Annotated in this window: 14 protein-coding genes and 1 riboswitch; of the genes, 3 read left to right on the top strand and 11 right to left on the bottom strand. The window is 60.6% G+C overall.

The features are described from left to right. Positions 1–127 precede the first annotated feature (127 nt). The 7 genes from N675_RS04890 to N675_RS04860 form a co-directional block, all read right to left on the bottom strand. A complete protein-coding gene (locus N675_RS04890) occupies positions 128–1780 on the bottom strand; it encodes a hypothetical protein (protein WP_038038330.1) in 1653 nt (550 codons plus the stop codon). A gap of 18 nt (positions 1781–1798) precedes the next feature. Then, a complete protein-coding gene (locus tag N675_RS04885; RefSeq protein WP_038038329.1) occupies positions 1799–2560 on the bottom strand; it encodes a DUF6062 family protein in 762 nt (253 codons plus the stop codon). Positions 2561–2620: 60 nt separating this feature from the next. Next, the gene (locus N675_RS04880; protein ID WP_038038328.1) at positions 2621–3046 is read right to left on the bottom strand and encodes a universal stress protein; all 426 of its coding nucleotides are present in this window, start codon (positions 3044–3046) and stop codon (positions 2621–2623) included. A 3-nt stretch (positions 3047–3049) separates the two neighbouring features. Further along, entirely contained in the window at positions 3050–4234 is a 1185-nt protein-coding gene (locus N675_RS04875) for a cation:proton antiporter (RefSeq protein WP_038038327.1), read from the bottom strand. An 86-nt stretch (positions 4235–4320) separates the two neighbouring features. Then, positions 4321–4403, bottom strand: a riboswitch (Fluoride riboswitch). Positions 4404–4454: 51 nt separating this feature from the next. Next, entirely contained in the window at positions 4455–5198 is a 744-nt protein-coding gene (locus N675_RS04870) for a DUF72 domain-containing protein (RefSeq protein ID WP_038038326.1), read from the bottom strand. A 15-nt stretch (positions 5199–5213) separates the two neighbouring features. Further along, positions 5214–6215, bottom strand: coding sequence for a TIGR01777 family oxidoreductase (locus N675_RS04865; RefSeq protein WP_051914192.1), 1002 nt, complete (start codon positions 6213–6215; stop codon positions 5214–5216). A 76-nt stretch (positions 6216–6291) separates the two neighbouring features. Continuing rightward, positions 6292–8313 carry an endonuclease/exonuclease/phosphatase family protein gene (locus tag N675_RS04860; protein ID WP_038038325.1) on the bottom strand — a complete coding sequence of 674 codons (2022 nt, stop codon included), beginning with the start codon at positions 8311–8313 and terminating at the stop codon, positions 6292–6294. Positions 8314–8486: 173 nt separating this feature from the next. Here N675_RS04860 and N675_RS04855 point away from each other — a divergent pair, with 173 nt between their 5' ends. Both N675_RS04855 and N675_RS04850 read left to right on the top strand, forming a co-directional pair. Beyond that, positions 8487–9236, top strand: a complete 750-nt coding sequence (locus tag N675_RS04855) for a DsbA family protein (protein WP_051914188.1) — start codon at positions 8487–8489, stop codon at positions 9234–9236. Further along, a complete protein-coding gene (locus N675_RS04850) occupies positions 9233–9730 on the top strand; it encodes a vitamin K epoxide reductase family protein (protein WP_081886870.1) in 498 nt (165 codons plus the stop codon). Before N675_RS04855 ends, N675_RS04850 begins: the two co-directional genes overlap by 4 nt. Here the strand turns inward: N675_RS04850 and N675_RS13585 are convergent. The 4 genes from N675_RS13585 to N675_RS04830 form a co-directional block, all read right to left on the bottom strand. Next, entirely contained in the window at positions 9727–10317 is a 591-nt protein-coding gene (locus N675_RS13585) for a YkoP family protein (RefSeq protein ID WP_422396426.1), read from the bottom strand. The genes N675_RS04850 and N675_RS13585 overlap by 4 nt on opposite strands. Positions 10318–10394: 77 nt before the next feature. Next, entirely contained in the window at positions 10395–11093 is a 699-nt protein-coding gene (locus N675_RS04840) for a glycosyltransferase (protein WP_081886869.1), read from the bottom strand. Beyond that, positions 10997–11818 carry a glycosyltransferase family 2 protein gene (locus tag N675_RS13580; RefSeq protein WP_051914183.1) on the bottom strand — a complete coding sequence of 274 codons (822 nt, stop codon included), beginning with the start codon at positions 11816–11818 and terminating at the stop codon, positions 10997–10999. The genes N675_RS04840 and N675_RS13580 overlap by 97 nt, the downstream gene beginning before the upstream one ends. Continuing rightward, positions 11805–12548 (bottom strand): polysaccharide deacetylase family protein, encoded by a 744-nt coding sequence (locus N675_RS04830; protein ID WP_038038322.1) that lies wholly within the window; start codon positions 12546–12548, stop codon positions 11805–11807. Before N675_RS04830 ends, N675_RS13580 begins: the two co-directional genes overlap by 14 nt. A 208-nt stretch (positions 12549–12756) precedes the next feature. Here N675_RS04830 and N675_RS04825 point away from each other — a divergent pair, with 208 nt between their 5' ends. Further along, entirely contained in the window at positions 12757–13233 is a 477-nt protein-coding gene (locus N675_RS04825) for an Hsp20/alpha crystallin family protein (RefSeq protein WP_051914556.1), read from the top strand. Positions 13234–13403 lie beyond the last annotated feature (170 nt).

The raw sequence follows: 13403 nt of genomic DNA, 5'->3' as shown, positions 1-13403 counted from the left end.
CCCTCGGCTCCCCTCTGGTTTTGAGGATAGCGCTCGATCCCAGGTAGCGCAATGACGTAACGAGGGAGTGGATGGATTGTGTGTTCCCTACGAGGCCGGGAACCAGGCACAAACAGGTGTTTCTGAATCACTGTGTCGTCGTTGCCGGCTGATCACCCCGTTGTTGTGCCAGCGTATCGTGTACCTGCGCGAGCAGGTACAGGCACACTCGACGATCGTGATCCTCAGCCGTGCCACACGTTGGACAGACGAAGGTTGGCGATGCGCCGCGATTTGCATTGCGAGCCGTGCTGCAGGTTGGACACAGGTGCAGTGTGGGAGGAGGCACGAGCACCACCGCTCCAGGGCCATGGTCGCGGCGAAACGCATGCGCAAGTAACGCGCGGAGGAGCGACGGAGCAGCGAGCATCCGCTGATGTTGTTCTGGCGACGGCACGGCTCCAGGTACGTTGGCCGTTGCTAAGGGGCGAAGGTCTTGCTTTTCGAGCAGGATGACCCGATAGCGTCTACTCAGCTGTGCGGCAATGCGCCGATACGCCTCTCGACGCCGACGCCAGTACGTTGTACGTCGACTCCACTCCTGGAGCGCAAGGCGGCGGTCATCGACACGCCATGTCCAGAGGAGAGCAAAGCCCTGTTCGTCGCCAGCGAAGCGATGGCACTGCCAGAACCAGGCTAAGAATGCGAAGAGGGTCGGTGAGCGCCAAGACGGCAGCGCGTTGAGGGCGTGGCGCAGCCACGATGGACAACTGCTCGCTGACTGCCCCCACACGAGTAGGGATCGAACAAGTTCGTTGCGCCGCCGTGCCCGTAGGCTGCGCAGGCGATCGGCCTGAGCTATGTCGGCAAGCCACGCGTGCGGAAGGACAACGTCGCCCTCGGCACCATCGTCGCCGAGCCAATAGCCACATCGCAGTCCGTGATTCGCGACCACTCGCCAGCAGAGTGCCATTGCTGCAGACCGGCGGGCCGGCCCAGGCTGAGTTGGCCGACTTGGCAAAGCAACGACAAAGCTCGCTGACCACTCAAGCTGGCGTCGTACCCAAGGAGCGAGTTGTTCCGGAATAGTCCAGTCGAGGCCAACAGCACGGAGTGCTGCAGCGATCTCAGCGTTGTCGAGCCCGAGAGCACGCTGGAAGCGTTCGACCATCTCGGGCGTCGGCAAATGGATGCGCGGAGAAGGCCGCCACTGGACACGCACGAGGCGGATGATGCCGTCGGTTGGTAACGGGCGATGCAGGAAGATGGGGAGCGCGAGCCAGATTGGCTGCCGTTCGTGATCGGTACCGACGCGAACGCGCAAGAGCCTTGTCCGGACTGTATGACGCACACCAGCTCGGGACGACCATGGGGGAACCGGTTCGAGACGAACACGGGGATCGCAGGTGAGTTGGGAGACCGGCAAGCCCTTCATAAACCAATACGAGACGGTTCCAGACCACGGGTCATAGCGGCGGGGATGCGGCGGCCCAACCCGGCGAAGCACTGCCCGGAAGGCGCGCTCGACATCTTGATAATTCCCATGGTAAAGCCCTTGGGCTCGGAACTGCGCGCGGACAGTTTTGAGATCGAAGCCTGCTGATTGAGGAGCAAGCGGAGGATCGGGCGTTTTTGCGCGTGGAGAACGAGACAAGGAGCGGCGAGCGCGCCGTACGTGCGTGGCCAGCGCGTTCCAGTAGGCTACCCGGAGGCGTTGCTGGGTGAAGACAATGGTGAGGCCTTCAACTGGCATGGCACAGCGATACTGGTACGTGCGAATGCTTCCCTGCAAAGCCACCATTGGCTCCCTCGCTCTGGACTAGGAATTACTGTTGCCGCTATCCCGCATCTCCTCCTGTCCGTGGGCGAGCATTGTGGTGTCACCAGCAAAGCGCTGAACAGCCCGCAGCCAGGCAGTTTGCTCGGGGCCGCGCGGTTCATTGGCGAACCGGTAATCGGATTTACGGAAATATTCTTCAAGCTCAGCGTAGAGCGTCTCGAGCTGGGCAAGCTGCACATCAAAGACGAGTCGCAGGCCAGCGAGCCGATCGGGCTGGGCGCACTGCAGAGAGAGGAAGAAGTGCGGCATGCAGAGGCCATCGCCTGCACGGAAGCAGTGTTGTGTTTCGGCGTCGTGGGTAAGGACGAGGAGGAGATCGTCGACAAGGCGCTTAGCCGTTTCGTCGACCATCTGGCAAATGATGCAGCGGCCCTTGGGCTGCACGGCAGCGAGTTGTCGTTTGAGGGCGCGGAAGCGGATGCGTTCGCCCTCGCCGAGAGCTTGCCGTGTCTGGCGCAATGACGGAAGCGTATTCCTCAACGTCCAGTCGTAGATGACGGAAATTGGCCAGACGGCCCCCCGTCGGGCAATGGCTCGCGTATGCTCAGGGCAGAAACCGTACGATGCGATGTACTGTGCGGCAACACTGGCTTCGCCATAGGACTCGTTGAAGAACCAGAACCAGTAACGTTCAAGCTCATCATGACACCCAGAGCAAATTGGGCAGCCACGGCGGGCAAGGAGTTTGAGGATATCTGCCTTTTTCGCGGTAACCATGTGCGCAATGGCGGCTGATGGCATCACGCTACTCCATTTATTTTCACGCGTATTTCACGCGCGCTGGGTGCTCCAGGGTGGACGCTACCAGCGTGCGACGAGCACCGTACACGGAGCGTGACGCACGACCTTGTCAGCAGTCGTGCCGAGGAAGACGCCCCAGATGCCGGAATGACCACTGTGACCGATAACCAGCAGGTCAAAGCCACCACGCTGTGCTTCTTGGACAAGCAGTTGGGCAGGATGACCAACCCGTGTGATGGTCTGTACGGTCATGCCGGCTTCGCGGGCAAGCTGTTGCGCACGTTCCTGGAGGGTCTTAAACTCTTGTTCAATCAACCGGCGCTGCTCATCGACTTCGCCGACGGTTGCGGTCGCGAGTTGTGGGATTTCGATGACTGAGAGCGTCCACAGTTCGGCACCGAAGGCCTGCGCGACTGCGATTGCGTGGCGTAGCGCCTCCTGCGCCCCACGTGAGCCGTCGAATCCGACGAGGATCTTGCGGTACATTGGCTATTGCTCCTCTCCGACTGTTGCGAATTCGTGGGCAGGTGCGGACTCACCGATCGCACGTTCTGTCAAGGCATCGCGTGGCAGGAACCAGGTCTGGGCAATGAAGGTGGGTACGAGAGCTGAGCCAATAACAGCGGTCACGAGGATGGTGTACTGGGACTGATTAATGATGCCGTGGTTCAGGCCAAACAAGGAGGAAATGGTGCCGAAGGTTAAGCCGGTTGACATGAGGAGCGTGGTATAGACACTGCGCTGACGGCCAAGGCGGAAGGCTAGTGTTAAGGGGCCGACACCGATGAGCTTAGCGACCATCTTGACGGCCAGGAATGCCAGGATAAGGACGATGCTCTGTACCACTGCGGAAGCTGAGACATAGAGGCCAGCCTTGAGGAAGTACCACGGCGTGAGCATGGCAAACGCAATGGTGCGCATGCGCATCATGAGGATTCGGTGCTGAGAGAAGACGCCTGCGACAACCAGGCCGATGAGATAGGCTGGGAGCACGGCTTCACTCTTGGCTTGAGTCGCAAGCCAGCCGAGCGCGAAGAGCACGAGGAAGAGAAACTTGATTTCGGGCTCAGTCACCCGGTTGCCCCAGGTCGCGACGACCCAACGGGTCGAGCGCGGCAAGAGCGCGAGCACGACGCCGGTGACAACAGCGAAGAGGACAAGCCAGCGGTTATAGTTGGCGAAGATGAGACCAAGCGCGAGCACGGTGCCGAGGCCATTGACAAAGCAGGCAGCCAGGATCAGCTTGCCAAGATCGGTCTCGTTCAACCCACTCTCGACCATGACCGTATAGACGACCGCGACCGAGGTTGTTGAGAGTGCGATGCCAGCGATCCAGGATGCGCTCGGTGCCCAGCCGACGACGAAACGAGCGAAGGCAGCGGCACCCAAGAACGGGAAGAAGAAGCCAGCAAGGCCGATGACAATGCTCGGCTTGAGATGCCGGCGGAAGGTGTCGGGCTCAATTTCAGCCCCGGCGAGGAAGGTTAAGACAACGGCGCCGAAGCTTGCGAGGGCATTGATCCAATCATTGACGCTGAGGTGGAGGACGTTGCCGCCAAACACCCCAACGAGGATTTCCATGAGGGCAACGGAAATACCGAGGCGAATGGAGAGGACGCTTGCAGCCAGGGCGAGCGCCATCCAGACCGCCGCGATAGCCCAGAGATTGTCCACGATTCCACCTCCGTTTCCAGCACTCCTGTTGCCAGAGGCACCTACAGGACGGAGGCAGAACCAAAAACAATGCTCCTGCCCACATCCTGTAGGCAGGAGCCATCAGCCTTGTCTCGGCGGTTCAGGCTAGCATACCTAGCCTTGGGCGGACTCCATCGCCCGAGGCATGAGTATAGCTTCTCTCTCTCACCCTGTCAATACCGAGCGCATCCACGGCCATTTAGATGGCATCGATGCCGATGGCCTGCAAGCGAGCCCGCAGCCGATGGGCATCAGCGATAGCATGGGCACCAAGATCGTTGTTGAAGTACACGAACCCAGCACTGTGCCCAGGCCAGTGCGCAATGCGATCGGCGAGCCACGCAATCTCGTCGTCAGTCAAGCCAATGTCGAAGCGGCCACTGTGGACGCGAAGATACCCGAACGACCCGAATGCTGACCATCCTTCGGGTGTCGGATGCGCGCCACCGTAGGCCAGGACACAAGCGCATCCGGCACGGTCGAGCATGGCGACGACCTCAGGCGTGTACCAGCTCGGGTGCCGGAACTCGAATGCCACAGGCAGATCAGCGGGTAAGCGCGTGAGGAACTGCCGGAGACACTCGTCGTCGCGCGAAAAGCTTGGTGGAAGCTGCACCAGGAGCGGGCCCCGGGCTGGCCCAAGGCCTTCTGAAGCTTCAAGCAATTGCTGAAGCGCCTCCACACCATCACCCAAGCGGTGCACGTGGGTAATGAGCCGACTGGCTTTGACGGCGAAGCAGAAGCCAGGGCTGTGAGCAACTGCTGCAGCCCACTGGGCAAACTGCTGACGCGTCGGCAAGCGGTAGAAGCTGCGGTTAATTTCGGTTGTGCGGAAGTGCTGCGCGTAGTAGGACAGCCAGGAGCGCGGTGAGAGCTCAGCTGGGTAGAAGCGTCCACGCCAGTGGCGATAGAACCAGCCAGAGGTGCCGATGCGCCAGGCCATGGTGCTGCAACAGCCTTACCTCGTTCGTGGGCCAAGCAACCGATCGAGTTCAGTATCGAGGAGAGGGACAAGGAAGTCGAAGCCAGCTGCGCGTAATCGCCGCGGCACTGCACGACAGCTGACCAGCAGCAATTGATCAGCAGTCGGACCAAGGACGAGGCGGAGCGCCCACGCTGGGACTGGGATAACCGCGGGACGATGCAGACGGCGTGCCGCCCGACGCACAAAATCGATCTGGCGAACAGGATCGGGTGCAGTGACATTGTAGACGTCACGACAATCGGGATGCTCAATGAGGAAACAGATAGCGCGTGCAACATCGTCGACATCGACCCAGGGCCACCACTGGCGACCACTGCCAAACGGACCAGCAACGCCGAGGCGGAGCGGCAGCACGAGGCGCTGCCAGGCGGGAGCGTCAGGGCCGAGCACGAGGCCAAAGCGGGTGATGACAAGCCGAACAGCACCATCGGCGCGCGATTCAATGCGCCGCGCTGCGCGTTCCCAGGCGACACACACATCGGAGAGGAAAAAGCCAGGCTGTGGGGGACAGGTCTCATCAACTTCGAGGTCGCCGGTGTCACCGTAATACCCGACGGCCGAGGCTTGTACCCACACACTTGGCGGGCGAGTGCAGCGAAGGCACGCCTCGACCAGGGCATTCGTTGCATCTAAGCGGCTTTGGAGCACGCGACGTTGCTGCTGTGGGGTAAGCCTGCCTTCGCCAATCGAGGCACCGGCAAGGTTGACAACGGCGCTTGCTCCGTCAAGTGCTTGACGGAGCGTGGCGAGCGCATCTGGCGCACCACGGGCGGCAGCTTGGGGATCCCAGCTCACGACCTGCACAGCAGGATCTTGCGACCGGCCGCTTCGACTGAGGACGCGAATGGTGTAGCGATCACGAGCCTGCGCGATGAGATGCCGTCCGACAAGACCGGTGCCTCCAGCGATTACCAGGACTGGGCGGGTTTCACTTGCTCCGTGAGCCTGCTGCTGCGGCTCTGTGACGGTTATCATGCTGCCACAACCTTCTCTCAGCTACTTCGTCGCATTCCAAGCCTACCAGAGGGCCGAAGGAATGCGCAGTCTCGCTTCAGGATGCTGAAGGCAGACGCAGCCAAGCCACGACTGGGCGATGATCGGATGACCAGCGATCGACGATGCCAGCCTGCTCAACCTGAAGTGGCGGAGAAACAAAGATGTAGTCAATCCGACGGCGATCGGAGGACGTAGTGAAATCAGGGCCGAAGGACGCCCCCGTATCAACGAGGCCAGCTGCGAGCACGTGCGTGACGACTGGTGTGCCGGGATCAGCGTTGAAGTCGCCGGCGAGGACGAGCGGGCGGCGATCTGCCACGAACGAGAGGAGGCTCGCTGTTTGGGCAAGCCTGACGGCATCGGCATTGCGTGGGTCGTCGAGATGCGTTCCAACCACCCAGATTGTCCCATGCTGGGCTTGTACCTGCACAGCCACTGCGCCACGACGCAGGTTTTGCGTCTGCGGGTACCGCAACCGTTCAACGTGCACGATTGGCGCTGAGGTCAGGATGGCGTTGCCCCATAAGCCATCGCTCGACGTTGGTCCCCAGACGGCTTGCATGCCGAGGCGTCTGCTCAACCACAGCAGATCATCAGCCCCAGTTGTCACGAGCCAGCCGCGACTGACTTCCTGCAAGACCACCACATCAGGATGGACTGCCGCAATTGTGCGGGCGGTCTCTTCAAGGTTCCAGCGGTGATCGCGCGCGAAGCCTGACTGAATGTTATAGGTCATGACGCTGAAGGTCGAGGGGAGAGGCGTCTGGACGGCGGCTTCCGGTCCCTGTCGCATAGTCATCAGCGTGGCGACACCGATAGCAAGAAGCAAGACCACGGCACCGCCCAGGGTTGCCAACTGGTTGCGACGAACGGGGGCGTGGGGCCAGCAGACCGCGGTAATAAGGCTCAGCACTCCCCATATGAACGCGAGCGCTCGTCCATCGCCTGTCCTGGTGTAGTACCAGAACAAGCCAGCGACGTGAACAAGCAGTCCCACTGCAATCCAGAGCGCAGCAGGCCAAAGGCGTGTATTTGCGGATTCGTCACTGCCTCGCACTGCGATGCTTAGCAGCGCGCTCCACGCGAGAATCGCAAGGACGATGCCAAGGATTGCTCCCTGATCATTGCGCCAGGCAAGCCAAAGACCAAAACTGCCGACCAGCACGAGTGCAGCCCAGCCGAGCCAATGACGGCCAAGCCAAAGCGTGAGACACCAGCCGAGCGCGATTGCACTCCCGAGCACAGCAACGCTCAGCGGCAGCGTACGCCCGCCATGGACGAGGACAAAGCCGGGATTGCCGGCGACGATCTGGAAGATCGCCAGTGCTGGGCCAATCACTGCGAGGCGGCTCAGCTGACGTCCTTGCGGTTCAGCCGTGAGCGGAAAGAGCACTTCTTCCCATACCGCAAAAGCAGCACTGCTGAGCACCAGCGCGGTCGTCAGCGCGAGCGGAACCGGCGCTTGGAGCCAAGGGAGATCAATTGTCTGCCAGAGGGCGCGCAGTCCAATATCCACAACCAAGCCGGCAAGGACTCCCCAGGCGATGGCCTGGTTAGGCATGCGCAGGAGCCAGATGAGGACCCACCCCCAGCAGACAAGGCCGATGCCTGCCAGCACAACGCGGGGCAAGGGATCCGCAATGCCTTGCACGAGCAAGCGGGTCACCCACAGACCGATGAGCGCAATCCCATGCAAACGACGCCAACCAAGGATACGAGCCAAGAGCGGGGCAAGCACTGGCGAGGCAAACGTACCGAACGTGGCCAACGCCAGTGCCGTACGACGGCTCTGATCGACGACGAAGACGAGATCGGCAACGAAGACGCGCGTCAGTTCGACACCGAAGAGCACCACTGTGGCCACGAGCAAGCCAAGCACACCAGCGGTAAACGTCTGGATATCCAGCGATGTCCTTGTGGCTAGTGCATCAGCTTGCCTTCCAGCCGACGGATGATACGCTGATGCACAGGCATCCACGATGGCTCGCACATGATCGGTGCGACGCGACACCGCACGAAGGCATCGGGCGGCTCGCCATGGAACAGTCATAGTGACGCCTGGTTGCACAGTGGGCATTTGGGTCGCCTCGGCTTTTTCGGTTGCTGTCGATTCTGGGTCACCGTTTCCGCTACGCTGGTACGAGGCTAGCGGAGCTCGGCTGAACGGTGCAAGGGCAATCGTTCTTGAGCACAGCTGAATGCTACCATTAGCCCAACAATGGAAGGCCCGAGCAGGAGGAACGAACACCAATGGCTACGAAACCTCGCCAATCGACCGCTGCACAACTTTCACGCCGCGCCCAGCGACGCGCTGAGCAGGAACGTGCTGCACGCCGGCGCCGCCAGTTGCTGATTGGCGGTGTTGTCGTCGTTGCAGTCTTGGCCGCAGCAGTGCTGATTTACCTGAATCGGCCCAAGGCCGAGCAGGCGACGGCTCCTGTTCAGCCAGCAACTGGCCATTTTACGGGTATTCCGCAAAATGGCCGAGTGCTGGGCAATCCGAATGCGCCAGTGTTGCTCGTGGAATGGGGCGACTATCAGTGCCCGGCCTGCAAGAACTTTGAAGACCTCGTCTTACCACAACTCATCAATGACTACATCCGGCCTGGCAAAGTCCGGCTAGAATTCCGCGATTTCGCTTTCATTGGTCAGGAATCACAGACTGCTGCTGAGGCAGCGTTCTGCGCCCTCGATCAGGGCAAGTTCTGGGACTTCCATGAAACCCTTTACGCAAACCAGCTTGGCGAGAATGTCGGTTCGTTCACGCCAGCGCGGCTCAAGCAGATCGCTCAGGTCGTTGGGCTCGACATGAACGCGTTTAATCAGTGCCTCGACAGCCATAAGCATCAAGGCGATGTGCAGGCTATGACCAAGCAAGGCTCGAGCCAAGGGGTGCAAGCCACACCGTCGTTCTCGGTGAACAACGGCGCACCGTTCACAATTTCTAGCTATGATGATCTCAAGAAGGCACTGGATAAGGCGCTGGGAGCACAGTCATGACGGTCCAGCCACGGGTCTTTCTTGCGACGCCAATTCTGGCCCTTGCCGGACTGCTTGATGCTGGATACCTCACGCTTGTTCATTACCGGCAATCACTCTTGATCTGCAACATTGGTGACTGCGGAACTGTGCAGAAGAGCCAATATGCTGAGATTGCCGGGATTCCGATTGCGTTGTTCGGCGCAGGCATGTATCTCGTCTTGGGCATGCTGGCGTTGGCACGGCTGCGGCAGCCTCGGCGAGCTGAACTCCTGACTGCGGCAAATACGGCCATTGCCCTGGCTGGCACGCTCTACGCGGCATATTTGACCTACCTTGAACTTTTTGTGATCCATGCCATTTGCCAGTGGTGCGTGGTCTCAGCCGTGATTACAGTAGCGATCTTGCTTGTTGAGGGAACGATCCTGCTGCGGGGTATAACACCAAGCCCAGCTACGCCATCTTCGCCACGTCACGCGACCGCTGCGAATCGAGTTTCAAGCGCGCGGCGCTAGTTGCCAGACTCGCACGGTGCAGCAATTGCCTGTGAGGGCAAATCTACGGGAAGCGCTTCGGCACAGCCGTCACCATAGCGGGCAATGAGCACGTGCGTGCTCATCCAGGCGACGCCAGGCCAGCCACGCTGGCGAAAGCGCTGGGCAACGTCCCACCCCTGCGGGTGATAAATCGCGAGAAGCCCGACGAAGAAGAAACGCTGGAGCCGGGTATACCAGGTGGCTGGCGCTGGTTGCACCTCAAAGCCAAGTCGACGTCCTGCTCGTGCAAGCAGCGTGATCCCACGCAATGCCCGTATCGGTCCGAGGGTGCCGCGTTGGATTTCGCAGGCAAGGTGATGCAAGTCCTCTCTCGCTTCAGCGAGGAGTGGCCAAGGGCGAAACGGCTGACGCTCGCTCAACCGGGAGAGCGTACGGTTGTTGAGGTGGAGTTCGAGGATCAGGTCACCCTCGCGGACGACGGTGCCATCCTGTAAGTGCACCGGAGGGCCATGGTAGCGCACAGGACGATAGCGAAAGACGCCAGCAGGTCGCACATCGTTCGGGTGCCACCACCATTCAGTCAGCCGTTCCCAACCGAGCCAGATGGCAAGGACGCCAACAGCTCGGCCACCACCCGCACGGCCAAGGCGTATGAGCGCCCACGGTACTTCTTTGAACCAGGTCAGTAGCGCCAGGAACGGCCGATCCCAATGTGCCCGAGCGCCCAGCGTGCGAACATTGCCATCATCCCGAGATGGAGTGGCCAGCGATGGAGTCTCCGTGGTGATGTGACGATCCAGGTCGTCGTGAGATGACAGAGTGGCACCCCCGATCGTTGTAGTCGGACAAGGAACTCGCGATCTTCAGCCAGCTCAAGACGTGCATCAAAGCCACGATGGGAGAGGAAGCACGCACGCGTGCAAAAGAGCATCTGGGCATAGATGGCGAACTGTCGCTTGCCAAATTCAATGAGGCGGAAGAAGGCACGGTCGAGCGGATCGGACGTTTCATCGGCAAGGACAGCAATACTGCCAGCCGGATAGCCAGCGTGGACCGCAGCAACGATGCTAGGCACAAGATGTGGCGCGAGCGCTGAGTCGGCATCGAGGAAGACGAGAATCGTACCGTGGGCGTGCTCAGCACCGAGGTTTTTGGCTCGACTTCGTCCACGCCACGGAACGTCGATCAACTGGACGGGAATCGGGAGAGTAGGGAGAAGACGCCGGACAACCTGGCTCGTCTCGTCGGTTGATCCGTTATTCACGACGACGGCTTCGACCCGGTCTACGGGCCAGGCTTGCGCCGCAACCGAGGCCAACGCCCGGGCGATGTAGTTGGCTTCGTTATAGGCAGGGATGACAACGGAGACGTCGACGCCCATGGCTCTGCCTCCTCGCTGACACTGGCGTAGGGCCAGTCACGCCCAACGCCGAAGAGCGCAAGCAGCCACTGCACAGTCATGACCAGCATCCCCAGGCGGAACGGCCAGCGTCGTAGCCGCCGGGGAGAGGTGGCAATCCAGCTGTCGTTCAAGAACGCCAGGCGCCCGCCTACACGTTGGACACGCCGCAAAAAGTCGTAGTCCTCCGAAACGCGAAGGCGCTCGTCAAATCCGCCGACCTGCAACGCAAGGGCTCGTTCGCAGTAGCAGAGCTGGGTGTAGACACGAAAGAGGCGCTTTGCAAGGTCGGCGAGTTCGAAGTACGCGCGGTCAAGCCAGTCAGGTGAATCTGCGATGATGCGAATGCTTGCGGCCGCGTAGCCTCGGTGCCAGCAGGCGATGATCGCGGCGGTGAGGCTCGGAGCCATTCGCGAATCGGCATCGAGGAAGAGCACCAGCGGTGCACGTGCAGCAGCAAGGCCACGGTTCCGCGCTCGGCTCACACCACGCTGTGGTTCATGCAAGAGTTGCACAGTCAACGAGGGGTGCTGCTGCTGAAACTCCTGAACGATTTCCGCTGTTCGATCCGTCGAGCCATTATCAACGACGATGACCTCGAGCCGCTCCAGCGGCCAGGCCTGTGCCGCTACTGACGCCAATGCTGCGCCAATATAGCGTTCCTCATTCCGCGCTGGAATGACGATCGAAAGATCAATGCACGACATCGAGCACCTGCGCATATGTCATTGGTCTTGCCCCACGATCGAGTACCTGCGCCAGCATCTGGAGCGTGTGTGCACAAACTCGCGAACGCGACGCGCCTTGCGGATGAAAGAAAACGGACAGGACACGCGCCGACGTCCGCCACGGTGTGAGCGCGATCGCTCCCAGTTGTGTCAGTGTTTCATTGAGTACACCTGCGCCCATATACCCAAACCACGGCGTGACAACGCGTCGACGGCATTCCACGTCGTGGAGCCAGAGCATTTCGACGAGGGCACGAAACCCTACCTCACGTAGCAGATCAGGCAACTCGCCAGTGTGAAGCCAGCCTGGTGGGCAGAAGACACTGGTTTGCAAGCCGATCTCGGCAAGAAGCTGGCGACCACGCAGCAACCGATCGCGCTGTTCCTGCCAATCGAGGCTTGCAAATTCAGCAACGTGCCGAGCAAAGCCAGCAGCACGGGCGATAGTGAGTGGCGAACCCCGCCACGCCCCAGCGCGACGATGGGTATAGCCATGGAGCACAATCTCTGAGCCGCGGGCTTGCTCCTCCTGGAGGAGTGCGACAAGTTCTGCTGACTGGCGGACGTCGTCCTGACCACGCTCGTAGGGGATCACGAGCAGGCTCCGCGGAACGGCGTCGATGGCGTCGAGCTGGCGAAGCAGCCAAACGACCTCGGCGGTGTAGGCTGGTGCTACATCATGGATCGAGACAACAACCGCACTGCTCACAGCTCTGCCCCACACAGCCCATGAGGACACGGGCACCCTCTCTGGGCACTCCCCACCCAACCACCACTGAATCTTACTGCGTTTTTCGCCTACGAGGATGCCGGGAAAACGTAGCGCGCAACGCTCTTGACACAACTTGTGTGAGATGAGTATAGTATATAACGGAAGCATTGCTGAGAAACCTGTAGCAGGAAGGAGGGTGATGGCAATGCTGGAGCGGTGGAATCCGGTTGCGGAAATGGAGCGGCTTTGGAACGAAATGGACCGGATTTTTGAGGAGGCCTTTGGCCGGACAGCACGCCCGTTGGCCAGCCGTGTGCTGAGCTATCGGCCGGCAACCGACATCTATGACACGGGCGAGGCCTTAGTGGTGAAGGTGGCGGTACCGGGGGCCAAGCCGGAGGACCTGGAGGTCAGCTTTGAGCAGAACACGCTGACGATCCGTGGTCACTATGGCTATCACCTCAGCGAGGACGAGGCCAAGAAGGTGACCTGGTATCGCCGCGAGATTGGCACGGGTCAGTTCGCTGAGAGCTTCACGCTGCCGGTGCCGGTCGACACGGAGCACGCGGAGGCCACCTTTGCTGATGGCATCTTGACGCTGACGTTGCCGAAGGCTGAGCAAGCTCGGATCAAGCGGATCCCAGTTCACGCGCCGCAGGCCTTGGCCAGTTCACTCAACTAATCCTGATTATCGCTGGTGAATGCGCCCGGGAGCGCTCCCGGGCGCATTGCATTTCTGCAGATACGCAACAGCGACGCTCGCGTCGCGTTCAGCGTTGCTGCAACGGATGAAGGAGCTTCTCGCTTTGGCGAAGCATGCTGTAGGATTGCCGGCAAGGACGGGTGTGCTAC

Origin of the sequence: Thermorudis peleae (genome assembly GCF_000744775.1) — a bacterium.
GTDB lineage: Bacteria > Chloroflexota > Chloroflexia > Thermomicrobiales > Thermomicrobiaceae > Thermorudis > Thermorudis peleae.
This window is presented reverse-complemented; position numbering and strand designations above follow the sequence as displayed.

What these genes read in the sequence shown, in the direction of transcription:
- N675_RS04890 (WP_038038330.1), bottom strand. Translation starts at nt 1,780, where the DNA reads ATGGTGGCTTTGCAGGGAAGCATTCGCACGTACCAGTATCGCTGTGCC.
- N675_RS04885 (WP_038038329.1), bottom strand. Translation starts at nt 2,560, where the DNA reads ATGCCATCAGCCGCCATTGCGCACATGGTTACCGCGAAAAAGGCAGAT.
- N675_RS04880 (WP_038038328.1), bottom strand. Translation starts at nt 3,046, where the DNA reads ATGTACCGCAAGATCCTCGTCGGATTCGACGGCTCACGTGGGGCGCAG.
- N675_RS04870 (WP_038038326.1), bottom strand. Translation starts at nt 5,198, where the DNA reads ATGGCCTGGCGCATCGGCACCTCTGGCTGGTTCTATCGCCACTGGCGT.
- N675_RS04865 (WP_051914192.1), bottom strand. Translation starts at nt 6,215, where the DNA reads ATGATAACCGTCACAGAGCCGCAGCAGCAGGCTCACGGAGCAAGTGAA.
- N675_RS04860 (WP_038038325.1), bottom strand. Translation starts at nt 8,313, where the DNA reads ATGCCCACTGTGCAACCAGGCGTCACTATGACTGTTCCATGGCGAGCC.
- N675_RS04855 (WP_051914188.1), top strand. Translation starts at nt 8,487, where the DNA reads ATGGCTACGAAACCTCGCCAATCGACCGCTGCACAACTTTCACGCCGC.
- N675_RS04850 (WP_081886870.1), top strand. Translation starts at nt 9,233, where the DNA reads ATGACGGTCCAGCCACGGGTCTTTCTTGCGACGCCAATTCTGGCCCTT.
- N675_RS04840 (WP_081886869.1), bottom strand. Translation starts at nt 11,093, where the DNA reads ATGGGCGTCGACGTCTCCGTTGTCATCCCTGCCTATAACGAAGCCAAC.
- N675_RS13580 (WP_051914183.1), bottom strand. Translation starts at nt 11,818, where the DNA reads ATGTCGTGCATTGATCTTTCGATCGTCATTCCAGCGCGGAATGAGGAA.
- N675_RS04825 (WP_051914556.1), top strand. Translation starts at nt 12,757, where the DNA reads ATGCTGGAGCGGTGGAATCCGGTTGCGGAAATGGAGCGGCTTTGGAAC.